Origin of the sequence: Gordonia jacobaea, from assembly GCF_965344965.1 — a bacterium.
In the GTDB taxonomy this organism is placed as follows: Bacteria; Actinomycetota; Actinomycetes; order Mycobacteriales; family Mycobacteriaceae; genus Gordonia; species Gordonia jacobaea.
Map to the genome: position 1 here is coordinate 500228 of NZ_CBDRLS010000002.1, position 24515 is coordinate 524742.

The 24515-nt window shown below is 65.6% G+C and carries 25 protein-coding genes; 10 read left to right on the forward strand and 15 right to left on the reverse strand.

Going from position 1 to position 24515, the window contains the following annotated elements:
- The first annotated feature begins 21 nt into the window (after window positions 1-21).
- Both ACRVY7_RS08440 and radA read left to right on the forward strand, forming a co-directional pair.
- Window positions 22-654, forward strand: coding sequence for a copper chaperone PCu(A)C domain-containing protein (locus ACRVY7_RS08440; protein WP_270484213.1), 633 nt, complete (start codon window positions 22-24; stop codon window positions 652-654).
- 168 nt (window positions 655-822) lie between these two features.
- Window positions 823-2202, forward strand: a complete 1380-nt coding sequence (radA, locus tag ACRVY7_RS08445) for a DNA repair protein RadA (RefSeq protein WP_431816720.1) — start codon at window positions 823-825, stop codon at window positions 2200-2202.
- Window positions 2203-2205: 3 nt separating this feature from the next.
- Here radA and ACRVY7_RS08450 read toward each other — a convergent pair whose 3' ends face one another.
- Window positions 2206-2754 (reverse strand): PaaI family thioesterase, encoded by a 549-nt coding sequence (locus ACRVY7_RS08450; RefSeq protein WP_049699873.1) that lies wholly within the window; start codon window positions 2752-2754, stop codon window positions 2206-2208.
- Window positions 2755-2819: 65 nt separating this feature from the next.
- On the opposite strand from ACRVY7_RS08450, the gene disA reads away from it, so the two are divergent.
- The 3 genes from disA (at window position 2820) to ACRVY7_RS08465 (ending at window position 5647) form a co-directional block, all read left to right on the forward strand.
- Window positions 2820-3920 (forward strand): DNA integrity scanning diadenylate cyclase DisA, encoded by a 1101-nt coding sequence (gene disA / locus ACRVY7_RS08455; RefSeq protein WP_049699874.1) that lies wholly within the window; start codon window positions 2820-2822, stop codon window positions 3918-3920.
- Between the two features lie 64 nt (window positions 3921-3984).
- Window positions 3985-5112 carry a DNA polymerase III subunit beta family protein gene (locus tag ACRVY7_RS08460; protein ID WP_431816721.1) on the forward strand — a complete coding sequence of 376 codons (1128 nt, stop codon included), beginning with the start codon at window positions 3985-3987 and terminating at the stop codon, window positions 5110-5112.
- A gap of 28 nt (window positions 5113-5140) precedes the next feature.
- Window positions 5141-5647 carry a hypothetical protein gene (locus ACRVY7_RS08465; RefSeq protein ID WP_431816722.1) on the forward strand — a complete coding sequence of 169 codons (507 nt, stop codon included), beginning with the start codon at window positions 5141-5143 and terminating at the stop codon, window positions 5645-5647.
- Window positions 5648-5659: 12 nt separating this feature from the next.
- On the opposite strand, the gene ACRVY7_RS08470 is transcribed toward ACRVY7_RS08465, so the two are convergent.
- Both ACRVY7_RS08470 and ACRVY7_RS08475 read right to left on the reverse strand, forming a co-directional pair.
- Window positions 5660-6409, reverse strand: a complete 750-nt coding sequence (locus ACRVY7_RS08470) for a hypothetical protein (RefSeq protein ID WP_049699875.1) — start codon at window positions 6407-6409, stop codon at window positions 5660-5662.
- A 130-nt stretch (window positions 6410-6539) separates the two neighbouring features.
- Window positions 6540-7241 (reverse strand): carbonic anhydrase, encoded by a 702-nt coding sequence (locus ACRVY7_RS08475; RefSeq protein WP_049699876.1) that lies wholly within the window; start codon window positions 7239-7241, stop codon window positions 6540-6542.
- Between ACRVY7_RS08475 and ACRVY7_RS08480 the strand changes: the two genes are divergently transcribed.
- Both ACRVY7_RS08480 and ACRVY7_RS08485 read left to right on the forward strand, forming a co-directional pair.
- On the forward strand, window positions 7240-8133 hold the full coding sequence (locus ACRVY7_RS08480; RefSeq protein ID WP_064866588.1) for an HhH-GPD family protein: 894 nt from the start codon (window positions 7240-7242) through the stop codon (window positions 8131-8133). The two genes, ACRVY7_RS08475 and ACRVY7_RS08480, sit on opposite strands and share 2 nt — an antisense overlap.
- Window positions 8134-8235: 102 nt before the next feature.
- Window positions 8236-9363: a DUF2189 domain-containing protein gene (locus tag ACRVY7_RS08485; RefSeq protein WP_431816723.1), complete on the forward strand. Its 1128-nt coding sequence runs from the start codon at window positions 8236-8238 to the stop codon at window positions 9361-9363.
- A gap of 4 nt (window positions 9364-9367) precedes the next feature.
- On the opposite strand, the gene ACRVY7_RS08490 is transcribed toward ACRVY7_RS08485, so the two are convergent.
- Window positions 9368-10198 carry an alpha/beta fold hydrolase gene (locus tag ACRVY7_RS08490; RefSeq protein ID WP_431817056.1) on the reverse strand — a complete coding sequence of 277 codons (831 nt, stop codon included), beginning with the start codon at window positions 10196-10198 and terminating at the stop codon, window positions 9368-9370.
- Between the two features lie 65 nt (window positions 10199-10263).
- On the opposite strand from ACRVY7_RS08490, the gene ACRVY7_RS08495 reads away from it, so the two are divergent.
- From ACRVY7_RS08495 to ACRVY7_RS08505, 3 genes are all read left to right on the forward strand, one after another.
- Window positions 10264-10572, forward strand: a complete 309-nt coding sequence (locus ACRVY7_RS08495; RefSeq protein ID WP_049699879.1) for an antibiotic biosynthesis monooxygenase family protein — start codon at window positions 10264-10266, stop codon at window positions 10570-10572.
- 61 nt (window positions 10573-10633) lie between these two features.
- Window positions 10634-11245: an LON peptidase substrate-binding domain-containing protein gene (locus ACRVY7_RS08500; RefSeq protein ID WP_431817057.1), complete on the forward strand. Its 612-nt coding sequence runs from the start codon at window positions 10634-10636 to the stop codon at window positions 11243-11245.
- 143 nt (window positions 11246-11388) lie between these two features.
- Window positions 11389-12882, forward strand: coding sequence for an aldehyde dehydrogenase (locus tag ACRVY7_RS08505; RefSeq protein WP_431816724.1), 1494 nt, complete (start codon window positions 11389-11391; stop codon window positions 12880-12882).
- Between the two features lie 20 nt (window positions 12883-12902).
- On the opposite strand, the gene ACRVY7_RS08510 is transcribed toward ACRVY7_RS08505, so the two are convergent.
- The 11 genes from ACRVY7_RS08510 to ACRVY7_RS08560 form a co-directional block, all read right to left on the reverse strand.
- Window positions 12903-13673: a glucose 1-dehydrogenase gene (locus ACRVY7_RS08510; RefSeq protein WP_064866596.1), complete on the reverse strand. Its 771-nt coding sequence runs from the start codon at window positions 13671-13673 to the stop codon at window positions 12903-12905.
- A 50-nt stretch (window positions 13674-13723) separates the two neighbouring features.
- Window positions 13724-14494 carry an SDR family NAD(P)-dependent oxidoreductase gene (locus ACRVY7_RS08515; RefSeq protein ID WP_431816725.1) on the reverse strand — a complete coding sequence of 257 codons (771 nt, stop codon included), beginning with the start codon at window positions 14492-14494 and terminating at the stop codon, window positions 13724-13726.
- Window positions 14495-14760: 266 nt separating this feature from the next.
- Window positions 14761-15435 carry a hypothetical protein gene (locus ACRVY7_RS08520; protein WP_431816726.1) on the reverse strand — a complete coding sequence of 225 codons (675 nt, stop codon included), beginning with the start codon at window positions 15433-15435 and terminating at the stop codon, window positions 14761-14763.
- Window positions 15435-16241 (reverse strand): Rv1363c family protein, encoded by an 807-nt coding sequence (locus ACRVY7_RS08525; protein WP_431816727.1) that lies wholly within the window; start codon window positions 16239-16241, stop codon window positions 15435-15437. Before ACRVY7_RS08525 ends, ACRVY7_RS08520 begins: the two co-directional genes overlap by 1 nt.
- Before the next feature lie 8 nt (window positions 16242-16249).
- Window positions 16250-17686 (reverse strand): MCE family protein, encoded by a 1437-nt coding sequence (locus ACRVY7_RS08530; protein ID WP_005204770.1) that lies wholly within the window; start codon window positions 17684-17686, stop codon window positions 16250-16252.
- Window positions 17683-18996, reverse strand: a complete 1314-nt coding sequence (locus ACRVY7_RS08535; RefSeq protein WP_431816728.1) for an MlaD family protein — start codon at window positions 18994-18996, stop codon at window positions 17683-17685. The genes ACRVY7_RS08530 and ACRVY7_RS08535 overlap by 4 nt, the downstream gene beginning before the upstream one ends.
- A complete protein-coding gene (locus ACRVY7_RS08540; RefSeq protein ID WP_431816729.1) occupies window positions 18996-20270 on the reverse strand; it encodes an MCE family protein in 1275 nt (424 codons plus the stop codon). The genes ACRVY7_RS08535 and ACRVY7_RS08540 overlap by 1 nt, the downstream gene beginning before the upstream one ends.
- 1 nt (window position 20271) lies before the next feature.
- Window positions 20272-21423, reverse strand: coding sequence for an MCE family protein (locus ACRVY7_RS08545; protein ID WP_431816730.1), 1152 nt, complete (start codon window positions 21421-21423; stop codon window positions 20272-20274).
- Window positions 21420-22487, reverse strand: a complete 1068-nt coding sequence (locus tag ACRVY7_RS08550; protein ID WP_049699888.1) for an MCE family protein — start codon at window positions 22485-22487, stop codon at window positions 21420-21422. The genes ACRVY7_RS08545 and ACRVY7_RS08550 overlap by 4 nt, the downstream gene beginning before the upstream one ends.
- Window positions 22480-23658, reverse strand: coding sequence for an MCE family protein (locus tag ACRVY7_RS08555; RefSeq protein WP_290727056.1), 1179 nt, complete (start codon window positions 23656-23658; stop codon window positions 22480-22482). The genes ACRVY7_RS08550 and ACRVY7_RS08555 overlap by 8 nt, the downstream gene beginning before the upstream one ends.
- Before the next feature lie 4 nt (window positions 23659-23662).
- Window positions 23663-24514 carry an MlaE family ABC transporter permease gene (locus tag ACRVY7_RS08560; RefSeq protein WP_005204760.1) on the reverse strand — a complete coding sequence of 284 codons (852 nt, stop codon included), beginning with the start codon at window positions 24512-24514 and terminating at the stop codon, window positions 23663-23665.
- Between the last annotated feature and the right edge of the window lies 1 nt (window position 24515).

Consider the following 24515-nt stretch of genomic DNA (forward strand, 5'->3'; position numbering starts at 1 on the left):
TCGAGCCATCCGACTCGTCGTGTGCGTCGGTTCGCCGAAGCCACAGCCATCGCAGCAGTCGGAATCGCGATCGCGTTCGGGACGACCGGCTGCGGTGCCGGGCAGATCTCGCAGACCGCGAACCAGCTGCCCGCAGTCAACGGCAACAATGCCAACCTCGGCAGCATCGAGCTGCGCGACGTGCAGATCATCTACCCCACGCAGAACGCGGCGTCGGTCTTCGACAACGGCGGCCCGTTCCAGCTGTCCTGGGTGATCGCCAACCAGAGCGAGATCGACACCTATCGCCTCACGGGCGTGACAGCCGAGAAGGGCACGGTCACCCTCAAGGACCGTTACGACCTCGAACCCGGCAAAGCCCTGCGCGCAGGCGAGCCCGCCGCCCTCATCAAGGATTCGAGCATCACCGACGAGAAGCGCATGTCGGCGACCCTCGACGGCACTGGGAAGTCCGTCGCTGTAGGGCTGACCACCAAGCTGACCTTCAGCTTCGAGAAGGTCGGCCCCAACGGCGCCACCTCTCCGGTCGGCTCGGTCACCGTCGACACCCCCGTCGACTCCGGCACACTGCTCACCCGCCAGGACAAGGTCCGCGAGGCCGAGGCGCCTGCCGACGAGCACGGCGAAGAAGCGCCGAACGTCCTGCCCAACTGACTTCTCGCGCAGCCTCTCGCGGCGTGACCCAGGTTTACGCTCACTCGCTTCCTTCCCGCTTATTGAATTCAATGAGCCGGAAGGAAATGGGTGAGCCTAACCGCCCCTCCCGACACGTCCCGGTAGCCATGCCGAGAAGTGTCGGTGGCCTGACCTAGGCTCGGATTCGTGGCAAAACCCAAGTCGACGTTCCGCTGTTCCGCGTGCGGCCATACCGTCGCGAAGTGGGTGGGGCGCTGTCCCGAGTGCGGCGAGTGGGGCACCGTCGACGAGGTGGCCTCGCTCCCCGCAGCGACCGCCGCACACAGCGCTGTCGCGCCGTCGAGTCCAGCCGTTCCGATCACCCAGGTCGACGCCGCGTCGTCGAACGCAATCCCCACTGGCATAGCCGAATTCGACCGTGTCCTCGGACGTGGCGTCGTGCCGGGTTCGGTGATCCTGCTGGCGGGCGAGCCGGGCGTCGGAAAGTCGACGCTGCTCCTCGAGACGGTCAAACATTGGGCACGCGGCGGGCGCGTCGCGCTCTACCTCACCGGCGAGGAGTCGGCAGGACAGGTCCGGTTACGCGCCGAACGTACCGACGCCGTCCACGAGAACGTCTATCTCGCAGCCGAAACCGACCTCGCCACGGTCCTCGGCCACGTCGACGCCGTGCGCCCGACGCTCCTCGTGATCGACTCGGTGCAGACCATGGTCGCCACCGGAACCGACGGCGTGACTGGTGGCGTCACCCAGATCAGGGCTGTCACCACGGCGCTCGTCTCGCTCGCCAAGAACCGCGGGATCGCGGTCATCCTCGTCGGTCACGTCACCAAGGACGGCAACGTCGCCGGACCGCGCTCACTCGAGCATCTCGTCGACGTCGTGCTGTCGTTCGAGGGCGACCGCCACACGTCGTTGCGCATGGTGCGCGGCATCAAGAACCGGTTCGGCTCCGCAGACGAGGTCGGCTGCTTCGAGCAGCGCTCCGACGGCATCCATCAGGTCACCGACCCGTCGGGAATCTTTGTCCACCAACATGATTCGGACGTGAGCGGATCGTCGTCGATCGTCGCCATGGACGGCAAGCGCGCGCTTGTCGGCGAGATCCAGGCGCTGCTCGCAGAGTCCAAGATGGCCAACCCGCGTCGTGCGGTGTCGGGTCTGGACTCGGCACGCTCCGCGATGGTCCTCGCGGTGCTGCAGGGTCGGGCAGGGTTGCCGCTCGGCGAGAAGGAGATCTATCTGTCGACGGTCGGCGGGATGAAGGTCACCGAGCCCGCCGCCGATCTCGGCATCGCGCTCGCGGTGAACTCGTTCGTCACGAACAAGCCGACGCCGCGCACCACCGTCGCGATCGGCGAGGTCGGCCTGGCCGGAGAGGTGCGTCGGGTGTCGGCTGTCGGACGTCGGGTCGCCGAAGCCAAGCGGTTGGGCTTCACGCACGCGATCATCCCCGCGGGCTCCGACGATCCGCTCCCCAAGGGCATCCGGGTCACTCGTGTGTCGGGTATCTCCGACGCCATCCGCGCGGTCACGATCAGAGACGTGTCGCGCGCACCGTTCTGACGCTCACGGACGCGACATGCGCTGCTTGTACTCGTCGGCCATCGCGCTGTTCTCGACGTGCTCGGCGAAGTGCTGCCGCGCGTCGATGGTCACGAAGATGCTGTGGCCGACGACGACCGGCTGCGAGGGGTCGCCGAGATGGCCGACGGCCTCGACGTAGACCTTGCGACGCTGCCTGCCGAGGATGTCGGCCCGCAGGTGCAGCGTCGAGCCGATCGGGACCGGGGCGACGAAGTCGACCTCGAGGTGCACCGTGACGGCCGACGGTCCGACCAGCAGCGGAACGGTCCCCATCACCTCGTCCATCGCGGTCGACAGGATGCCTCCGTGAATCACGCCGGGACCACCCTCGAATCGGGACTCCACCAGCATCGACGTCTCGACGGCGAACCCGTCTGCCGCGCGTACCTCCAGGTGCAGTCCCTGTGCCGACTCGGCGCCACAGCCGAAGCACAGCGGATTATGCATGCGGATCGCCTCCCCCGGCGCGGCCGCTTTGGGGTGGCGTTGCAGCGGGTCGAGGTCGGTGGGCACCACGAAGTCACGTTTCACGTGCCGTTACCCTAGTCTGCGACGGACCGTGAGCTTCTCGCGGCCGCGAGAAGGGAACGCAAGCCATGAGCGACATCGCGCGAACCGAGCCTGGAACACGCTCGGAACTGATGCGCGAGACGCTCGCTCGCGTCGCGCCGGGAACAGGACTTCGCGACGGGCTCGAGCGCATCCTGCGCGGCGGCACCGGCGCGCTGATCGTCATCGGACACGACTCCGACGTCGAGAAGATCTGCGACGGCGGCTTCCACCTCGACGTCGAATTCGCGCCGACGCGTCTACGCGAACTGGCCAAGATGGATGGCGCCGTGGTGCTGTCCACCGACGGCAAGCGCATCGTGCGCGCCAACGTCCAACTCGTGCCCGACCCGTCGATCCCGACCGAGGAATCGGGCACGCGGCACCGGTCCGCCGAGCGCACGGCCATCCAGACCGGGCATCCGGTGATCTCGGTGAGTGCGTCGATGTCGATCGTCAGCGTCTACGTCGACGGACTCCGCAAGGTGGTCGAGAGTCCCGACCCGATCCTCTCGCGCGCCAACGTCGCGCTCTCGACGCTCGAACGCTACAAGGCGCGCCTCGACGACGTCAGCGCCGCACTGTCGCGCGCGGAGATCGAAGACTACGTACTACTCCGCGACGCGATGTCGACAGCCCAGCGCATGGAGATGGTGCGTCGGGTCTCGGCCGAAATCGACGACTACGTCCTGGAACTCGGCGTCAACGGCCGACAGGTCAGCCTGCAGCTCGAAGAGCTCATCGCCGAGAACGACACGATGCGTGAACTGCTGGTCCGCGACTACTACGCAAGCCCGGAGCCCGCGACCACCGAGGAGGTGCGGGGATCGCTCGAGGCGATCGAAGCGCTCTCCGACGCCGACCTCCTCGACCTCTCTCTCCTTGCGGGCGCCTTCGGTTATCCGACGACGATCGAGGCCCAGGACACCGCGATGAGTCCACGCGGCTACCGCCTCCTCGCGGGCATCTCGCGGCTGCAGTTCGCGCACATCGACCGCCTCGTGCGCAGCTTCGGCACGTTGCAAGCGCTTCTCGCGTCGTCGGCGGCCGACCTGCAAGCCATCGAGGGCATCGGCGGCATCTGGGCCCGCCATATCCGTGAGGGTCTCTCGCGGCTGGCGGAGACCAGCATCGAACGATTCGACTAGCCCACCTGCCTCCACCCTCGAACCGCCTTGACCTTCGAGTGGGTCGAGACCCGATGATGTTCGAGTGACTGACACGGAACTTGTGACCGACTCGGAACTGATGTCGATCGGCGCCTTCGCCGAGCTCGCCGGACTCACGACTAGCGCCCTGCGGTTCTACGACGACGCCGGCGTGCTTCGCCCCCACCACGTCGACCCTTCGTCGGGCTACCGGTTCTACAGCAGGTCGCAGTTGACGCGCGCAACGCGATTGCGCCAACTCCGCGCGATCGGGATGCCACTGCCCACCATCGACCGGTTCTTCACTGCGAGCGCGGCCGAGGCCACAACGCTCATCGACGAGCAGGTCGCCAGAGCCACCACACAGGCCGACGAGATCGCCCATGCCGCAACGGCTCTCAAAGCGTCACTCGACGATGCGGACTGCCGCCCACTCTGCGCCGTCGCCGGTCCGGTCCTCGCCGCGGCAGTCCATCAGGTCCTGGCCTCCACCGCTGACGACCCCGACTTCCCGGTGCTGGGTGGGGTACGCGTCGAGGTCGACGCCGACGGCATCACCCTGACCGCAACCGATCGCTATCGCCTGGCCACCAGGACGTTGGTCGCGAGCCGACTGCCGACAGCGGACCAACCCTGGGCGGCGACCGTCTCCGGAAAAGACCTCGCGGCGTCGACATCGCTGCTGCGCCGCAGTCCGTCGGTGACGCTTGCGGCCCGCGCCACGACCCTCGACCTGCGCATGGCCGACAGCACCAAGACACCCGACAGCACCAAGACACCCGACAGCACCGAGACACCCGAGAAATTCGAGACACACTGCCGCCTGCTCACCGCAGACTTCCCCGATCGCTCCGTATTGCTCGCCTCTCTCGCCGCGCCCACCCATCGCGTCACCGTAGGGACCCGACAGTTCCTGAAGGCCCTGGAGCGAGCACCGGAGAAGGTCGGTCTACGTGTCGCCGACGGCCGAACCACCCTGCTCCTACCCGACGAATCCGTCGAACTCGACGGCACGTCGACTGGCCACGACATCACAGTTTGGTTCGAGCTCACCACGCTGTATCCCGCGCTGAGCAACGCACTCGGCAGCGACGTGATCCTCGACCTTCGCTCGACCGATCAGCCGGCCACCGTGCGCTCGGCCGACGACGGCGACCTCACGACGCTCGTCATGCCCTGCAGGCCCCACTGACCTCGAACCGAAGGAGCGCACAGACACCATGGACGCAACCACTACACCCGACCCGACGATGGAGGCGATCAGCAAAGCCGTGACACTCGGGCATACGGGTGACGCGGCGTCGGCGCGGCGCGATCTGCTCGACATCTGGGACCGTATCGGCGTCGCGGGCGATCCATTCCACCGCTGCACCCTGGCTCACTATCTCGCCGACCTCTACGACGATCCCGCACAGGCGCTGGTCTGGGATGTCCGCGCGCTCGACGCCGCTGCGGCACTCACCGATGAGCGCACCGGGCAGCACCACGACGGACTTCGTGTCGCAGGTTTCTACCCGAGCCTGCACCTCAACATCGCCGACGACCTCCGCCGCCTGAGCGCATTCGACGCCGCGGCCGAGCACATTCGCGCCGCAGACCGGCATGCATCAGCACTGTCCGACGATGCCTACGGCGACATCATCCGCACGGCCATCACTGAGGTCGGTGCGGCCATCGAGAACAGGGATACCGCTGCCCGAGCCTCGGCACCGGGCGCCGCCGGCTGACCCGGTGGGACGCTACTGCTGCGCGGGCGCCACGACGTTGAACGTGATCGGCGCCGATTCCTTCTCGCCCATCTTGCCGATCGCCTGATACGACCCGACCGGCACCTGGACGCGCGGCTTGTCGCAGCCGGGGTTGCTCGTCGTACCCGACCAGGTGATGGTGTCGGTGGCCTGCTGCTTCGGCTGCAGTACGACGTTGTTCACGTCCTTCAGCGGCGAGCAATCCTGCGCCGACCACAGCGTGCGCGTGCCGTCGAGTGTCCGCACGACAACGTTCTGCGCGGCCTTCCCGACGTCGCGGGTGCACGCGGTCAAACCGGCGTTGGTGGTGACGATCGTGAACACCGGCTGATCCCCGACCGTGTAGGTCGGCTTGTCGGTGTAGAGCACCACTGCGATGTTCTGGTCGGGGCACAGCGGGGTCCCGTTCACTCCGGCCGCGGGAGCGGGGGCGTCCCCGGAAGCCTGCGACGCGCCCGGCTGACCGGACACACCGGCGGGGTTGTTTCCGCCATTGCCGCCGCCACCGGTACCGGCTTGACCGGACGGGGCCTCCGACGATGCCGACGATCCGTACGCGGGCGAGGTCGTGGTCGAGATCGACGACGACGATGCTGCGTTCGACGGCGACTTGTCGCCTCCGGAAGTCGTCCACACGATCAAACCGATGACCAGAGCAAGCACAGCCACCCCGACGCCACCAGCGACAATACGACGACGCCAATAGATCTCGGATGGCAACGGGCCCTGCGGTTCGATCACGCATCCACGCTAACGGCCACCTTCTATGCGACGGCTGACCCGCAACGGCGTGTCGCTGAGAAAACCGCGCCTGACCGGCGCAAAGTCTAAAGGTTGACTTAAGCTGCGCAATCCCTCAGCCGCGTGAGCCTCACGCCGACTGGGCTTCGTCGACCGCGGCGGACGCTTCGTGTGCGCCCTTGTGGCCATTTCCAGCGGTATCGATCTCGACGTAACTCTGGCCGATATCTCCGTAGGCGCCCTGCAACTGGACGGCACCCTCGTTGAGCGCATACGTCAGTCCGACGATGGCCAGCTTTCCGTTGGCCACCCGGTCGGCGATGATCCGACTGCGCTGCATCAGCAAGCGGCCGGTTTCGACGACGTGCCGCGCCTCGAACTCGTCGACCCTGGTCAGCCCCTCGCTGCGGCCGGCGAGGATGCTCGGCGTGACACGTTCGACGACGTCGCGGATGTAGCCACCGGGGATCTGCAGGTCGTCGAGAGCGTCGAGCGTCGCCTTGACCGCTCCACAGCTGTCGTGGCCGAGGATCACGACGAGCGGCACCTCGAGCACCTCCGCGGCATACTCCAGCGAGCCCATCACCGCCGAGTCGACGACGTGGCCCGCGGTGCGGACCACGAACATGTCGCCGAGACCCTGGTCGAAGATGATCTCTGCCGCCAGTCGTGAGTCGGCGCAGCCGAACAGCACCACGTGGGGGTGCTGGCCTGCGACGAGACGTGCGCGGTCCTCGATACCCTGGCTGGGATGCTCAGACTCTCCGTTGATGAAGCGCTTGTTACCTTCGCGCAGAACGTCCCATGCCTGTTTCGGGGTCAATCCGATCATGTCGTTTAGTCTGCCACCTCAGGTGCTATTGGGCTGGTTCGACGCCAACGAGCGCGACCTGCCATGGCGCGAGCCAGGGCTTTCGGGCTGGCAGATTCTCATCAGCGAGATCATGCTCCAGCAGACACCCGTCGCCCGGGTCGTCGAACCGTGGCGGGAATGGGTCCGGCGCTGGCCGGTGCCATCCGCGATGGCCGCCGCGTCGCCCGGCGACGTCCTGCGGGCCTGGGGAAAACTCGGCTATCCGCGTCGTGCGCTGCGCCTCCACGAATGCGCACGGGTGCTCGCCGCCGATCACGACGACAAGGTCCCGGACGACGTCGCGACGATGCTCACTCTGCCGGGCATCGGCGACTACACAGCGCGAGCAGTCGCCTGCTTCGCCTACGGCCAGTCGGTTCCCGTCGTCGACACCAACGTCCGACGCGTTCTCGCGCGCGCCGTCCACGGTCGCGCCGAGCCCGGCAATCCGTCGAAGAAAGATCTCGCCGACGCCGAGGCCGTGCTGCCCCGTGACCCAGACGGCACCTACGCGTCGTCGACTCCTCGTTTCAGCGCAGCACTGATGGAGCTCGGCGCCCTGGTGTGCACAGCGCGAAACCCCGACTGTGCGCGATGCCCGCTCTCATGCGCGTGGGTCAACGCGGGCAAACCCGCCCACACGGGCCCGCCCAAGCGGGTGCAGAAGTTCGCGGGCACCGATCGCCAGGTTCGTGGACTGTTACTCGACGTTCTGCGCGGCACCGAGGGGCCGGTCGTCCGCGACCGACTCGACATCGTTTGGCCGACCGACACAGCCCAACGTGACCGTGCGCTCGACTCACTACTTGTCGACGGCCTCGTCGAGATCACCTCCGACGGCCGCTTCTGCCTGGCAGGTGAGGCGGGTTGATGGCCCGCGCGACCCTCGTCAGGTGAGCCGACTTCGCGACACGTTGAACGGTATGTCGTTCGAACTCTTCATCTGAGCGGCGCGGGTTGCTAGCTTTGCCTGATGACCGAGCCGCCGAACGAATCGACGCCTTCTTCCGGACCCAACCCGAACGAGCCGTATGGGACGAATCCCACCCCGGGCCAACCCCAGTACGGCCAACCATCTCCCGGCCAACCCCAGTACGGGCAACCGGCCCCCGGCCAACCGCAATACGGGCAGCCCGCTCCTGGTCAGCCCCAGTACGGCCAACCATCTCCTGGTGAGCCACAGTACGGGCAACCTGCTCCCGGCCAGCCCCAGTACGGGCAACCCGAGTACGGCCAGCCCCAGTACGGGCAACCCGAGTACGGGCAACCCCAATACGGCACGCCTCAGTACGGGCAACCACAGCCGGGTTCGGTTCCCCCCGGCGGCACGCCGCCTCCCGGCCAGTTCGGTGCCGCACCCGGTTATCCCGCCGCACCGGCCCCCGGCGCTCCGGGTACCCCGTTCAGTGTCGGCGAGAGCTTCAGTTGGGCGTGGAGCCAGTTCAAGGCCAACCCCGGCCCGATGGTCCTGCCCGGCGTGATCATGGCCGCCGTTGGACTGCTGTTCTGGGCGCTCGTCTTCTGGGGATCGTCGTGGGTCGAGACCACCACTACCAATACCGTCGGCAGTTACGGCGACACGACCTACAGCTACGAGACGACGACGGTCAACGGCGGAGCTCTCGCAGGTCTGATCGCCGTCTACATCGTCGGGCTTCTGCTCCTGCTGTATTTCCAGGTCTCCATCCTGTCCGGCGCGGTCCGCGTCGCGAACGGCGAACCGATCGACGCGAAGTCGTTCCTGGTCCCGCTCCGCTTCTGGCCGGTCGTCGGCACGGCAATCCTCGTTGCGCTGATCGCCTTCGTGCTCAGCTTCTGTGTCATCGGCGGAATCATCGCGGCGTTCTTCCTACAGTTCGCCGTGCTCTCGACGATCAGCGAATCCCGTTCACCCGGCGATGCCATCGGTCGATCGTTCCGCGTCACCAGCGACAACATCGGCGACTCGATCCTCACACTGATCATCGTGTGGTTCACCAACGTCGTCGGCGCACTGCTGTGCGGCATCGGACTGATCATTTCGGCACCGCTCGCGGCGCTGTTCCAGGTGCACGCGTTCCGCCGCATCGTCGGCGAGCCGGTGGCACCGCCCGCCGCCTGAGTACTCAGCGGTACGGCAAACCAGAGAGAAACGCTTCGACGGCGCCCCGGAAGACCTCCGGGGCGTCGTCGTGTATCAGGTGGCCTGCTCCGCTGACCTTCAGGTGTGCGGCGTGGTCGTTGACAGACGCCATCTTCCGCATCTGCCCCTCGGGCGTCACGGTGTGTCCGGCCTCGATCAGCAGACTCGGCACCGGCACTCTGCGCCACTGATCCCAGAAGTCGCGCTCGCCCCACTCCTGTGCGATCGCCGCCCAGGTCGCCAGTTGACCGTGCAATGCGCCGTCGTCGAATGCCTCGTAGAAGTACCGTCCCGCGACGTCGCCGAACATCTGCCTGGCATGTCCGAGTGAGCTGAACCGGTCCGGCCACGAGTCGAACCAGGGCGTCCACTCGGCGGTTGTGCGGCCACGGAAGTCCGGCGCCATGTCTTCGACGACGAGCGCACTGACGAGTTCCGGATACTCCGCGGCGGCGCACCACGCATGCAGCGCGCCCATCGAATGTCCAACCAGCACAGCGGGTCCGAGGTCGATCCAGGTGAGAATCTCGGCGAGGTCGGCGACGAACCGCTCGGTCGAGACCTCCGCGGGGTCGGAGATGAGCGCGGCGTCGGCTCCGGTGTGGAACGCGGCGTCGAACGTGAAGACCCGGCCATACCTTCGCAACCAGGGGATCTGTCGCCGCCAGGTGCGGCCACGCCCCATGAGCCCGTGGAGTAGCACGATCGGCCCCACGCCGACCGCCTCCGTCGACTGCTGCGCGTCGAGGCCCCGGTCTGGACCACCGTGGTCGAGCAGGCCCGTCTCGGCCGTCACATACCCCGCCTCAGACATCGCGTACGCACTCACAGTAAATGAGATTAATCCGACGCACAGACATTCCGAACTAGGCTGAGGACATGACTGTTGTGAAGATCAACGCGATCCATGTCCCCGAGGGCGCTGGGCCCGAACTCGAGAAGCGCTTCGCACACCGCGCACACTCGGTCGACGGCTCGAAGGGTTTCCTCGGATTCCAGTTGCTGCGTCCGGTCAAGGGCGACGACCGGTACTTCGTCGTCACGCAGTGGGAGACCGAAGAGGATTTCCAGGCATGGGCTGCCGGCCCCGCACGCGAGGCCCATTCGGGTGAGCGCGCAAAACCTGTCGCCAGCGGCGCAGACCTTCTCGAGTTCGAGGTCGTGCTCGACGCCAAACCGTCTGCCTGACAACCCAATTCAACGTGGGCCGACCAGCCCACCGGAGTGTGTGAACATGAGCGCACAACCCATGTTCCCGCTCGGCACAGCACTGCTGCCGGGTGAGGTGCTTCCGCTGCGGATCTTCGAACCGCGCTATCGAACGATGCTCGACGACTGTCTCGCCGCCGCCGACGGACCGCCGGGCTTCGGCGTCGTCCTCATCGCGCGCGGTTCGGAGGTCGGCGGCGGCGATGTTCGACACGACGTCGGGACCTTCGCGGCAATCGACCGCGTGAGCCGCGACCCCAGCGGACTGTCGTTTGTCCATTGCGTCGGCACCAGACGCTTCCGGGTAACCGAATGGCTGCCCGACGATCCGTACCCGCGCGCCGAGGTGGCCGTCCTCAACGAACCGAAGACCAGCGCGGCGGCCCGTGCCGACTCGATCGCGCTCGGAACCCGCATCCGCGAGATCGTCGTCGACGCCTACGCCCGCAGAGGCACACCCCTGCCCGACGACCTGCCTTCATTCGACGACGCCGACTTCGACGACGCCGGACTCTTCGGCTGGGCAGCCCGCCTACCGATCGGCGCCGCCGACCGACAGTCGCTCCTCGAAGCACAGGACATGCCCGCGCGGGTCGCGATACTCGACGATGCCGTCGAGGGATTTGCCGCCCGCATCGCCTTTGACGCCTGATCTCGACACCAGAGTTAGAACGTGTTCTAGTATTGGATGTGCGGTGGTTCACACCTGTCCGCGCCCCTCCCCGAGGAGTGTTCAGCAGTCTTCAGAGCACAACGGGTCGAGGGAAACATCGGGTACCAACTTCAGGAGCACGCATGACTCAGACCGTCGAACCTCGTTCCTCGAACGAGGCAGGCACATCCGACGACCGGACCGAGCTCTACATCGGCGGCACGTGGGTGAAGCCCCATTCGACCGAGACTCTCGAGGTGTTCTCGCCCGCGACCGGTGAGCGAGTCGCGTCCGTTCCGCTCGCCGACGAGGTCGACGTCGACACGGCAGTCCGTACCGCTCGCGCCGCCTTCGATTCGGGCGTGTGGTCGCAGAAGTCGCCGGAAGAACGTGCAGCCGTGCTCGATCGCGTCGCTGACATCATCGACGAACGCGCAGAAGCGATCTCGGCTCTGGTGTCGTCGGAGATGGGTGCCCCGCCGAGTGCCGTCGACATGCTGCAGAAGCTGCCCGGTACCGGCGTGCTGCGCTCGTACGCCGAGGCCGCACGCAACTACGACTGGATCGAGTACCGCAACGGCCTGTTCGGCACCACGCGCATCACGCGCGAACCGGTCGGAGTCGTCGGCGCGATCACCGCATGGAACGTCCCGCTGTTCCTGGTCTGCAACAAGCTCGGCGCGGCACTCGCGGCCGGCTGCTCGGTGGTGCTCAAACCTGCACCGGAGACACCGCGGACGGCCAACGCCGTCGCCGAGATCTTCACCGAGGCAGGCGTTCCCGAAGGAGTCATCTCGATACTCCCCGGCGGACCGGACACCGGTAAAGCACTCGTCGCACATCCCGACGTCGACAAGATCACGTTCACCGGGTCGACGGCCGCTGGTCGGCAGATCGGTGCCGCGTGCGCCGAATCGCTCAAGCGCTGCTCGCTGGAGCTCGGCGGCAAGTCCGCCGCGATCGTCCTCGACGACGTCGACATCAACAACATCGGCATGATGGTCTTCCTCGGCCTGTTCAACACCGGCCAGGCGTGCGTCGCGCAGACCAGGGTGTTGGTACCCGCGAGCCGCAAGGACGAGATCGTCGCGGCAATGGTCGAGGCAGCCAACGCCATGAAGGTGGGCCTGCCGAGCGAACCCGACAGCCAGCTCGGACCCGTCATCAACAAGCGGCAGCTGGAGAAGATCGAGGGCTACATCGCCAAGGGCAAGCAAGAGGGAGCCACCGCGACCCTCGAAGGCGGCCGCCCCGAAGGCCTCGACGCCGGCTTCTTCCTCACCCCGACGATCTTCACCGACGTCACCAACGACATGACCATCGCTCAGGAAGAGATCTTCGGCCCGGTGCTGTCGGTCATCACCTACGACGACGTCGACGACGCGATCGCCATCGCCAACGACTCCGACTACGGACTCGCGGGCACCGTGTGGACCGCCGACGTCGACCGCGGTATCGAGATCTCCGAGAAGATCCGCACCGGCACCTTCGGGATCAACTTCTACGCCATCGACCCCGGCTCACCGTTCGGCGGTTTCAAGAGCTCGGGCATCGGCCGTGAATGCGGGCCCGAGGGACTCGAGTCGTTCGTCGAACACAAGTCGACGATGATGCCGATGGGCTATCAGGTCTCCTGACTCGAGTCCCCTGACCGGCCTCAGAGCAGCGAACTCACGAATCCGCCGTCGAGCACCAGGCTGCTGCCGTTGCACCACGACGACTCATCCGAGGCGAAGAACGTCACCGCTGCAGCAACTTCTTCCGGCGTTCCGTAGCGTCCCTGCTTCTGAGCCATGACAGCGTCGAAGCCGCCTTCCGGCAGTCCGAGGGCGGCTTCGAACAGTGGCGCCGCGGTGGTGACCAGTTCCGTATCGATGAAGCCCGGCAGTACGGCGTTGACGCGGATGCCGTGCGCGCGGAACTCCGCGGCGGCGGTCTCCGTGAGGTTTCGTACGGCAGCCTTGGCCGCGGCATACGGAGCGATCAGTGCAGAGCCGGCGGTCGCGGTGATCGAGCTGATCGTCACGATCGACCCTCCACCGGAGGCGATGATCGCCGGTGCGGCGTAGCGGATCGAGAGGAACACCCCGTCGAGGTTGACCGAGGTGGTCTTGCGCCAATCCGCGTAGGACATCTCCGCGATGGGCTGCACGGAGCCGACTCCCGCGTTGGGAACCATGATGTGCAGCGCGCCGAAGTGCTCCTGCGTGTCGGCGATCAGTTGCTGCACCTGTTCTTCGTCGGTGACATCCGTTGTGCACGCGATAGCGCCGTCGATCGAGTACGCGACCGACTTGGCGGCGTCGGCGTTGATATCGGAGACCACGACGCGCGCACCCTCCTGTCCGAGCCGCCGTGCGATCGCGGCGCCCAGTCCGGCGCCCGCACCGGTGACGACGGCAACGCGACCGTCCAGTTTCTGTGCCATGAGTTGGTCCTCTTCTCTACAAGTGGATTGGAGTGGATCGAAATACGAAGTCAGACAAGGGATGCGGTCAGTCCGCCGTCGAGCACGTAGTGGCTTCCGGTTACCCAACTGGCGCGGTCGGATGCGAGGAAGCAGGCGACCTCCGCGATGTCTTCCACGGTTCCGAGCCGTCCCTGCTTTGCCGCGACAAGGTCACCGAAGGGGGCGTCGGTCGCCGCTTCGAACTCGGGGGCGAGCCGGTCGACCATGGAGGTATCCGCAAATCCGGGACAGACGGCGTTGACGCGGATTCCGGTCTGGCGAAGTTCGATCGCGAACACCCGGGTGAGCTGGATGAGCGCCGCCTTGGTGGCGCAGTACGAGCCGAGCAACGGACTTCCGCCGACTCCGGCGACCGATGCGATGTTGACGACGTTGCCCTTGCTTTCGGCGAGCGCGGGCACGGCGGCCTTGGTGACGACGAACGGTCCACGGACGTTCACCGCGAAGATCTTGTCGAAGCTGTCCGTCGACTGCATTGCGAGCGGGGCCGCGATCTCGATGCCCGCATTGTTGACCAGCACATCCAGCCCACCGAGCAGTTCCTGCACCCGCGCGATCGCGTCGATGACGCTCGCCTCATCGGTCACATCGCAATTGGCCACGCCCGCGGCGCCGAGGTCCGCTGCCGTCTTATGCGCCGCATCCTCGTCGAAGTCACTGATCACCACCTGAGCGCCGCGGCTGATTGCCAGCTCGGCGATTCCCCGCCCGACACCGCGCGCAGAACCGGTGATGAAGACGCGCTTACCCTGCAATTCCGAATTGGATACTTCCGACATTTACACGGACCTCTCTCGAATCTGTTGGCACTGCACAACAGACGAGACGACCGTCATCGATCGGGCCGGAAGACACCGAACCCGAGGACCACGGCGTGAACCATCACGAAAGTCATTGCGGCGGAGACTAACTCGCGCAAAGTACCGAGACGTCGCCTGCGCTGTGTGCCACACGACACTATCCAGCAATAGTGACCTAGGCCATGTCCTCCGGACATGAAGTCGGTCGGCGGATTTGGTTCGTGCGCACAAACACGCCGACGCCGCTAACCGGCAGGAGGTGCCGAGGACTCGGTGGGGACGGCCGACGGACTCGCCGGCGACGGACTTGCAGGTGACGGGCTCTCCGATGACGGGCCCGGGAGCGGGACCGCACCTGCCGGCGGAGTCGATGTCTGCTCGATACGGCTGCGGAACGAGTCGTCGGTGATGATCTCGATCTTTTCGATCATCCAGGTGTCGTCGTGGCGGACCATCGCGAACGTCAGTCGGCTCGGGTCCACGCGCACGAGGTCCTTGCCATTGCGGCTGACCGACTGATTCATGAAGAGCAGCACCGTCGAGGTGTCGCGCGTGTTGGTCACGACGCCCGCGTCCTGGATGACGGCCTGAGAGACGACGCGCTGCTTGCGCACTCCCTCGACAAAGTCGTCCTTGTCGTCGGGCAGCGGCTGCGCGATCAGCCTGTCGTACTCGGTCTTCGCCGATCCGATGACGACGTTCTTGGACCGCTGCACGTGGTCGGCGACGTTCACCGGGTCGTAGCCGAACATCGTCGTCGCGTAATCCCTTGCCGCAGAAAGCGATGACTCACGCGAATCCTCCGTCGCACGAGCGTCGAAGTATCGGAACCCGAGAAATCCGGTCGCCACCACACACGCCACAGCGATGACGGCGAGACCCACTACCACGAGCCGTCGTGTGGTGATTGCGGTCGACATCAGACCACCCACTCGAAGTTGGTCATCTTGAGATCACCGTTGATCCGTGTGATGTCCACCCGCCAGCGGAACGTCTGAATAACGGTCTCCTGCTTGGGATCCTGCGACTTCATCTCCCACCCGTACACGACGATCACCGACCCCTCGTCGTCGGTCGCCTTGGTGACCGCGTCGGTGATCACCGATGACGTGACGGTCTGATTCTGGGTACGGATCAGGTCGGTCACCTGCGCCATCGACTGCTTGATCCGTTGCTGCGCAGGGCCACTCGTCTTGTCCTGCACGGTCTGCAATGCCTTGTCGACGTTGCCCGGGTTGAGCGATGTCAGGTCGATGGTCATCTGTCGCGCAAACGTCGAATACGACGCCCGGAGTTCGTTTCGGTGATCGAGCCGACTGGTGCCGACGGCGAAGAAGGTCGACGCGACCACGCACGCGACGATGAAAAGAGCGCACACCGCACCGGCGACGACCCACTTGCCACCTCTTCCGCGACCGACCCTTGCTCGACGCTCCACCGGCCGGCTCGGCGTCGAACCCTGCCTTTTGGCGCGGCGTTCGCGGTAGCTGACCGCGGACTCCCCGGCGGGTTCGGCGGTGCCCCCCGCAGGTTCGACGGTGCTCTCGGCAGTTTCCTCGACGGACTCAGCGGGCTCCACCGCGCTCTCAACGGCTTCGGCTTCGGCTTCGGCAGTGTTCTCGTCGAGTTGATCAGTTGCCGGCGCGCTCTCGGCGGGCTTGATCGGTTCGCGTTTGTCCTTACGGCCCCGCCGCAACGGCGCCGAGCGGACCGGTTGAGCGCCCACCTGCCGATTCACCCTGCCATCCCGCTGGTGATCAATCCCTGCCACGTGCTGCTTTGTCCTTGACTGTCGCTGCTTGCAGGAGCGTCCCTGCCGGTTCCGGCGTTGTACGTCTTGCCGTCCGGGCCGATGAAGTCACCCGTATCCGGATCGTACGTGGTGCCGTAAACGGCCGGACCAGCCTCATACGACCCGGGGGTACCAGGCGTCGTATAGCCGGCGGGGGCTGGCACGAGGCCCGGGATCCCGTTGGGCAGAGCGACGTTCTTCTCCGTACTCGCCTTGAAGCCCGTCCGGCATTCCTCAGGCGTCGGGGCGCGTCGGCCGGGGAACTCGGCGCACGGGAAGTTCCTGGCACCACGAACCGCGATCTGCGCATCCTGCGGCAACCGGCACAGCAGACCGGGAGGCAGGTCGCGGGCGGTTTGCACCGCGGGACTGCGCCACTCGTTGGACGGCATGAATCCGACGGTGCACGGCGCGGGATCCTGGAAGCCGAGCGAGAACAGCACGCTCGGCCCGTACTCGGCCGAGCCCTGATGAACCGCGGTCAGCAGCGAGCTGATCAATCGCGGATAGATCACCACCACCTGCTGGAGATTCGGCAGGTAGAGCGCAAGCGTCTTCGACGCGACGCCGAGGTTGTTGATCAGCATCGGAAGTGTCTGATCCATGTCCGCGAACAACTGCTGCGACTTCGACGCCGTCGACGGCCCCTTGGTCAGGATGTCGGTGATCTCCGGCTTGTTGGCGCGCAACTGATCGGTCACCTTGACGGCGTTCGCCGTCCACGCGCGGACCGAGTCCGCAGTCCTGTTCTGCGTCTCCAGCAGCGGGCCGGTCTGCTTGATCAGATCGATCGTCACGTCGACGTTCTTGTCGGCGTCGGCGACGAGGAGCGTCATCGAGTCGAGCAGGCGCCGAAGATCCTCACCGGTTCCGTTGAATGCGGTGAACGCCTCGTCCATCACGTTGCGCAATCGGGTGTCGCCTACCTTGGCGAGCAGGGCATTGGCCTGCTCGAGCACCGACGAGATCTCGACCGGCACGTCGGTGCTGTGCACCACCGCACCGTCGCCGAGGTAGTCGCCACCCGACCCTGACTTGGGTGTGAACTCGACGAACTGCTCGCCGACCGCCGACACGCTGCGGATCGACGCAGTGGAGTCGGCGGGGATCTTCGCCGAGCTGTCGATCGACAGCGTCGCCGCGACACCGTTCGACGTGAGGCGGACCTCCTTGACCTTGCCGACGTTCACTCCGCGGTAGCTGACGTTCGCGTTGGTGTAGATGCCGCCCGTGCTCGGCAGTTCGAGCGTCACGTCGTAGCGACCGACACCAGCCATCGCGGGCAAGCGCACGTAGTACACGGCCATCGCGACAAGTGCGACGACGGTGACGATCGCGAAGATCGTGAGCTGCATCCGGACGAACCTGGTGATCTTCATCGGCCACCACCGTTCGCGGGAACGGGTGTCCGGGGAGCGGTGGACGTTCCCGTCGCGGTCGACTCCTGCGTTCCGGCGGGGACAGGGTCCGCACTGTCGAGCCGCTTCTCACCGCCGGGTACCAGCGGCGCCGTGAACGGATCCAGCCCGCGCTTGGCCGCTCCGGCAGGTTGGCCGGTCACCCCTTCCGGCCCGACGAGACCCGAGGTCATCAGAATTGTCTGCTTGAGTCTGTCGACCGTCAGGTCGAGCACGAGGTCGGAGTTCACGTAGTCGCCCTTGACGATCTGCGGAATCGTCTCCTCCAAGAAGGGGAAGGTGAACAGGATTCTGGTCGCCCCCGGCAGCGCCGGACCCGCCGCGGCGAGCGCGCCGAGCGTCGGATTCAGGTTCGCGACGATGGTCTTGATGTCGTCGGTGTTGGCGCGCAGCACATCGTTGACGGTCTTCGAGAGGCCACTGAGCGCCGACAATGCGCCGGTGAACTTGTCGCGTTCGTCGTTGAGCATCGCCAAGATGGCCGGCCCGTCGGCGAGAGCCTTTTCGACGGTCGGCTTCTGCTGGTTGATCGTCGTACTCAACCGGTCGAGGCCGTCCATCGCGTCGATGATGTCGCCCGACTGGCTCGAGAGGTCGGAGATGAGCGTGTTCAGGCGCGGCACGAGCGCGCGGATCGATTCGGCGTTGCCGCCGAGGACCTGACTGAGCTCATGGGTGATGTCGCCGAGCTGCGAGAGTCCACCGCCATTGAGCACCACCGATAGTGCGCTAAGCACCTGTTCCGTGGTCGGGAATGCGCACTGGGGCACCTGCTGCGCGGAATTGATGTCTGCGACCCGCTGACCCGATGGCTGCGCGATGTTCTTCTGCTCTGGACACGCGGGCAGCGGAATCTCATCGCCTGCGTGCAGATAGCCGGCCGTCGTCTTCTCCGGCGGCACGATCGCCAGATGTGTCGACCCGAGCACGCTCGTCATCCCGACCTTCACATATGAACCGCGTGGAACCTGCACTCCCGGATTGAGTTTGATCGGAACCGCCGCATGCCAATTCGCGTCGACATCGATATCCCCGACGCTTCCGACCGTCACGTCGTTCAACATCACCGGGGAGTTGTTGGTAAGGCCCGCCGCGGTCGGGATCACCGCCGAGATCTCGTACGATCCGTTGCCGGTGCCCTGCGCGCCCGGCACGGGCAGGCTGTCGGCGCCGTCGAATCCACAGGCCGTCGCGATGGCCGTGACCACCGCGATCATGAGTGCGGCGCGCAGGCTCCTGCGCGGCCCGCGAGTTCGGTTGGGGCGCAGCATCAGCCCTCACCTCCCCACGGCACCAGCAGGTCGCCGAGCCCGCCGCCGTTGCCGCGACGCGTCGCAGCGTCCTGATCGCGAATGCCCTGCTGGGCGCGGGCCTTCACGTCGGCGTTCTGGTAGGTGACCTGGCTGGGGAGCGCACTCTTGCCGACGACGGGGTCGGACATGAACGGCGGATATGCCACCGAGAGCGAACCGAGAACGGGCGCAAGCACATCGACACACTTTTCGACGTCTGCCCGGCTCTGCCCCGGCCTGTTGTTGGCCTCCATCGTTCCGCAGAGCAGCGTGATGAGGTTGTTGCCCATGCCGAGGCCGAAAACTCCGGACAGCGAACCGGTCAGCGGGTTGTAGATGTTGTAGAAGTTGGCGAGCTGATTGGGCGCAGAGTGCAGCAACCCGCGGATCTGGCTGTCCTTCTCCGCGAGGATTCGCGTCGTGTCCGACAGCTTCGCCACCGAGGTGGTCAACGATTGCTTGTTCTGGTCGATGAACGCGTTGATATCGCTCATCGCCGAATCCAGATTGTGCATCGCGCCGTCGAGTTGCGTCGTGTTGTCGGCGAGAACATCTGTCACAGAGGCGATCCGGCCGTTGAACTGCACCAGCTCCTCGTGACTCGTCGAGAGCGCGTCGGTCAGCTTCTGCAAATTGCGGATCGTCGAGAACAGATCGTCGCGACCCGACGACAGCGTCGACATCACGTCGGAGAGGTTGGTGATCGACGAATTGATCGCCTCACCGTTGCCCTGCAGGTTCTTGTCGGCGACGTCCATCAACTTGGCGGCCGATCCCTTGTCGGCGCCATCGGGTCCGATCGCCTTGGTCAGGCTCGAGAGTTGCTTCTTGACGTCGTCCCACTCCATCGGAACGGCGGTGCGCTCCATGGGAATCGCACTGCCGTCGTCGAGCTGCTTTCCGCCCGCGTAGACCGGAGTCAGTTGCACGAACCGGCCGGAAACGAGGCTCTGAGCCACCACGACCGCCCGCGCGTCGGCCGGGATCGGCGTCGAACGGTCGACGTCGAGCGTCACCTTCACATCGCCCGCACGAGGCGTGATGGAGCTGACCTTTCCGACGCGGACACCGAGCACGCGCACGGTGTCGCCGGTGTAGAGACCGTTGACCGACGGGAAGTAGGCGGTGATCGTCTTGGTGGTCGCCCTGTCGTACACGGCGTATCCGATGATGCCCGCCAGAACCAGCAGCGCCACCAGACCCGCTGCGCCCCATGCCTTTCGACTCCCCGGGAGGGAGCGACGGAATGCCATGTCAGCCACCTGCCGTCGGGGTCGGGTAGGTCGGCGGCGGAGCCGGTGCGGTGTTCTTCTGCGGGAAGGGCGGCGCTTGGCTCCATGCCTGCGGCAGCAGCGGGAACCCGCTGTAGCCGAACGCCTTCCATGCCTCGGGATACTTCTGCTGAAGGATCTTCATGAACGTCGCGGTGTAATCGCCGAAAGTACTGACACCGACCAGCGATTCGAACCGTGGCCCGGACGCGACGGCCTCGCCGAGCGCGTTGGCGTACGGCCCCAGCCGGTCGAGGGTCTGTTTGAGGTTCTCCTCGTTGTCGTTGAGGATGTCGAGTACACCGTCGAGTTTCGTCAGTGCAGGCCGCAGTTGTTCGTTGTTCTCCTTGATGAATCCGGAGATCTGGTCGGCGACGTCACGGGTACCACTGATGAGCTGCGCGATGGCGGTGCGTCGGAACTGCAGTTCGCCGACGAGCGAATTGGCATCCACGAGAAGCTGATTGATCTGCTTGCTCCGGTCGCCGATGACGTCGGTGACACCGTTGGCCTTGGCCAGCAGTGCACGAAGGTTGTTGTCGCGGTCGGCGATGGCCTTGGACAGCCGTGACACGCCGTCGACCGCGCCCTGTACTTCGTCGGGGGTCGACGAGAACGTCACCGACAGGGTGTCGAGGGCCTTGTTGAGCTGATCGGTGTCGGTCTGTGCGAGCGAATTGGTCGACTCGTCGAGAGCGTCGGAGAGTGAATACGGTGCGATGGTGTTGCGGTTGGCGATCGACTCGCCCGGCCGGATACGTCCACCACCGTGCGGCAGGATCGTCAGATTCCTTCTGCCGAGCACTGTTTCGGTCTTGATCGCTGCCTGCGTATCCCTACCCATCACCACGGTGTCGTTCATGCGGAAGGTGACCGCGGCCTTCGTGCCCTGGTCGGTCGGTGCGAGCACGATGTTCTCGACCGTACCGACCTTCACACCGGAGACCGTCACGATGTCGCCGTTCACCAGCCCACCCGCGTCGTCGAAATACGCGGTGTACCTGCTGATCGGCGACAGATACGGCAGCTTGTCCATCTGCATCGCGACGATCACGACCATCGCGGTGACGACAACGCCGATGAGGCCGATCTGAACTCGGCTGCGCCCGTTGAGGAGCGCCCGCTTCTCACTCATGTCGCCGCGCACCTCCCGCCTGCCTTCGTGGTATCGCCCATCACGTCGTTGGAGGTGAAGAAATATTGCTTGCCGTCAGGTCCGCTGAGCAGCAATCGGATTCGACAGAAGTAGATCTGCAGCCATGCGCCATAGCTGCCGAGATTGGAGAGCTTCTTGAAGTCGTTGGGGAGTCGTCCCGCGAGTTGCCGCAGGTATGGCTCCGACTTCAGCAGGTTGCCCGACACCGTGCCCGTCTCGGCGACGATCTGCTTGAGATCGGGGCGGGTCGCACCGAGCAACCCCGACAGTCCGTTGGTCACCGCGGCCGTCTGCGTCAGCGCATTGCCGATGGTTCCGCGCTGCGCCGACAGTCCGGTGATCAACTGCTGCATCTGATCGAGGCTCGTGTCGAGACCCTTTTTGTCCCCGTCGAGAATGCCGAGCGTCTGGTTGAGGTTGTCGATGACGTCGCCGATCAACTGATCTCGATCGGCGAGCGCACCCGTGAACGACGACGTCTGCGCGAGCAGGTTCGTCAGCGCCTCCCGCTGGGCTCGGCCCTGGAAGACCTCGATCAACGACGCCGACAGCTGGTTCACCTCGTCGGGATTGAGCGTGCGGAACAGCGGCTTGAACCCGCCGAGCAACTTGTCGAGGTCCATCGCGGGCTCGGTCTGCCCGATCGGGATCGTCGCACCCGAGGGCAGTGTGTCGTCGGGATCGCCACCGCCCTGCTCGATGTCGAGATAGCGGTCGCCGGTCAGGTTCTCGTAGCGTATCAACGCGCGCACCGACTTCGGCAGCCGGTACTTCTCGTCGACGCTGAACGACACCTCGGCGTCGTTGTTCCGCGTCAACGCGACCTTGTCCACGGTGCCGACCTGCACACCGGCGATCTTCACCTTCGACCCCGACTTCATCTCCGACGCACTCACGAAGATGGCGGAGTAGTCCGACGACGACCCTGGTCGATAGTTGCTGAACACCGCGACGAGGCCGACGAAAACCAAGATCATGACCGTCGCGAACGCGCCCAGCTTGATGACGGTGGCGCGAAACGCGCGGGTGCGATTGTCAACCACGGGCGGGCTCCCCGAAGAGCACCTGGAAGAGCTTCTCGCGTGAGGCCTTGGCAGTGGTGCGTGGCTGGTAGGGCACCGGAGCGTTATCGGTCACGTAGAAACCCGAGTTGACGTCGGTTGTGGGATCACTCAGGGCTCCATCGCAGGTCGGCGGGCCGTCGGCGCCGACAATCGGGAGGCTCTGTGGATACGTGTACGGGTCGGTGCCCGGCTGCAATCCCGCGTACAGGAGCAGATTGTTGTTCTTTCCGCCGAGCATCGGCTTGGCGAGATCAGCGGCCTGCGCGCTCGCCGTCAAGAAGCACGTGAGTCCCGGCGACTGGTAGCCGAGAAGCCGCGCGACGGGGTTCAGGTTCGACAGGGTGTTGATCAGTGTCTGCTTGGGCGGCGAGAGCACGCCGTTGATCGTATTGGCCATCCCGGTCGCGTTGATCAGCAGCGCGTCGAGGTTGGCCGAGTTGTCGAGCAACGTGTTGCCGAGGAACGTCGCGTTGTCGACGGTCCGCATCAGATCCGGCATGGCGTCGGCGTACACATTGGTCGCTCCCGCGGCCTGTTCGATGGCCTCGTTGAGCTCCGGCAGATGCGGGTTGGTCTTCGCGAGCAACCCCGAAAGTTGGTCGAGCGACGCGCCGATCTGCTTGCCCTGCCCCGACAGTGCGGTGTCGACGGCGCCCATCACGGCGTTGAGCTTGTCGGGCTGGAGGTCGGCGAGCACGTTGACCAACTGTTGGAAAACGGTGTTGAGTTCGACGACGACCCGGTCGGCCGCGATGACCTGCCCGGCGTAGAGGTGGCCCTGCGGTCCGGTCTCTGGGATCACCAGGTTGACGGCTTTCGCCCCGAAAACCGTGTTGGATTTGATGTCTGCGGTCACGTTCGCGGGGATCTGCGACATTTTGTCGCTGTCGATGTCGAGGTCGAGCACCGCGTGACCGTCGGCCTGCCTGATCGTCGCGACCCTGCCGACCTGCACACCGCGCAGTTTCACCTTGGCGTCGGGGCTCATCACCAGACCGGCTCGCGGCGTGTTGAGCGTGACCGATTGGGTGTCGGCGAACCAGCCGAGGAACTGTGCGCCGGCACCGACGACAACCGCGACGAGACCACCCACCATGATCACCGCTGCCGTCTTGCGGACCAGCGGGCTCCGCTCTTGTCTGCGCGCCATCTGATCAGCCCGCCAGGTTGAACTTGCCGTCGGCGCCGTAGATGGCGAGCGAGGTGAGCAGAGTGATGACGACGACCACGACCAGCGACGCGCGCACCGCGTTGCCGACCGCGACGCCCACGCCGACCGGACCGCCGTCGGCGTTGTAGCCGTAGTAGGTGTGGATCAGCATCACCGCGATGGCCATACAGATGGCTTGCACGAACGACCAGAGGATGTCCGACGGGATCAGGAACGTATTGAAGTAGTGGTCGTACACACCCGACGACTGCCCGTAGAGCACGACCGTTGCGAATCGGCTGGCGACGAAGGCGGCGAGGGAGGCCAGCGAGTAGAGCGGGATGATCGCGATCATGCCCGCCACGATGCGAGTGCTGACCAGGTAGGGAATCGACGAGATCGCCATGGTCTCCAGTGCGTCGATCTCCTCGCTGACGCGCATGGCACCCAACTGTGCTGTCGCTCCCGCGCCGATCGTCGCGGCAAGCGCGATACCCGCGATCACCGGAACCGCGATGCGGACGTTGATGAACGCCGAGAAGAATCCTGTCAGCGCCTCGACACCGATGTTCGCCAGCGAGCTATAGCCCTGAACCGCGATGGTGCCGCCCGTGAACAACGTCAGGAATCCGACCACGACGACGGTGCCGCCGATCATCGCCAGCGCACCAGAGCCCATGGAGATCTCCGCGATCAGCCGGAGCGTCTCCTTCTTGTACTGGCGTACCGCTCGCGGGATCGCAATCAGGCTGTCCCAATAGAAGAGCGCCTGATCGCCGATCTGGTTCCAGTCGTCGCCCGCGCGTTTGATCGCGACTCTGGCGGTCTGGAGCCGCGTCGTGAAGGGAAGGACCATT

What these genes read in the sequence shown, in the direction of transcription:
- disA (WP_049699874.1), top strand. Translation starts at nt 2,820, where the DNA reads ATGAGCGACATCGCGCGAACCGAGCCTGGAACACGCTCGGAACTGATG.
- ACRVY7_RS08465 (WP_431816722.1), top strand. Translation starts at nt 5,141, where the DNA reads ATGGACGCAACCACTACACCCGACCCGACGATGGAGGCGATCAGCAAA.
- ACRVY7_RS08480 (WP_064866588.1), top strand. Translation starts at nt 7,240, where the DNA reads ATGTCGTTTAGTCTGCCACCTCAGGTGCTATTGGGCTGGTTCGACGCC.
- ACRVY7_RS08475 (WP_049699876.1), bottom strand. Translation starts at nt 7,241, where the DNA reads ATGATCGGATTGACCCCGAAACAGGCATGGGACGTTCTGCGCGAAGGT.
- ACRVY7_RS08485 (WP_431816723.1), top strand. Translation starts at nt 8,236, where the DNA reads ATGACCGAGCCGCCGAACGAATCGACGCCTTCTTCCGGACCCAACCCG.
- ACRVY7_RS08490 (WP_431817056.1), bottom strand. Translation starts at nt 10,198, where the DNA reads ATGTCTGAGGCGGGGTATGTGACGGCCGAGACGGGCCTGCTCGACCAC.
- ACRVY7_RS08495 (WP_049699879.1), top strand. Translation starts at nt 10,264, where the DNA reads ATGACTGTTGTGAAGATCAACGCGATCCATGTCCCCGAGGGCGCTGGG.
- ACRVY7_RS08500 (WP_431817057.1), top strand. Translation starts at nt 10,634, where the DNA reads ATGTTCCCGCTCGGCACAGCACTGCTGCCGGGTGAGGTGCTTCCGCTG.
- ACRVY7_RS08505 (WP_431816724.1), top strand. Translation starts at nt 11,389, where the DNA reads ATGACTCAGACCGTCGAACCTCGTTCCTCGAACGAGGCAGGCACATCC.
- ACRVY7_RS08510 (WP_064866596.1), bottom strand. Translation starts at nt 13,673, where the DNA reads ATGGCACAGAAACTGGACGGTCGCGTTGCCGTCGTCACCGGTGCGGGC.
- ACRVY7_RS08515 (WP_431816725.1), bottom strand. Translation starts at nt 14,494, where the DNA reads ATGTCGGAAGTATCCAATTCGGAATTGCAGGGTAAGCGCGTCTTCATC.
- ACRVY7_RS08520 (WP_431816726.1), bottom strand. Translation starts at nt 15,435, where the DNA reads ATGTCGACCGCAATCACCACACGACGGCTCGTGGTAGTGGGTCTCGCC.
- ACRVY7_RS08530 (WP_005204770.1), bottom strand. Translation starts at nt 17,686, where the DNA reads ATGAAGATCACCAGGTTCGTCCGGATGCAGCTCACGATCTTCGCGATC.
- ACRVY7_RS08535 (WP_431816728.1), bottom strand. Translation starts at nt 18,996, where the DNA reads ATGCTGCGCCCCAACCGAACTCGCGGGCCGCGCAGGAGCCTGCGCGCC.
- ACRVY7_RS08540 (WP_431816729.1), bottom strand. Translation starts at nt 20,270, where the DNA reads ATGGCATTCCGTCGCTCCCTCCCGGGGAGTCGAAAGGCATGGGGCGCA.
- ACRVY7_RS08545 (WP_431816730.1), bottom strand. Translation starts at nt 21,423, where the DNA reads ATGAGTGAGAAGCGGGCGCTCCTCAACGGGCGCAGCCGAGTTCAGATC.
- ACRVY7_RS08555 (WP_290727056.1), bottom strand. Translation starts at nt 23,658, where the DNA reads ATGGCGCGCAGACAAGAGCGGAGCCCGCTGGTCCGCAAGACGGCAGCG.
- ACRVY7_RS08560 (WP_005204760.1), bottom strand. Translation starts at nt 24,514, where the DNA reads ATGGTCCTTCCCTTCACGACGCGGCTCCAGACCGCCAGAGTCGCGATC.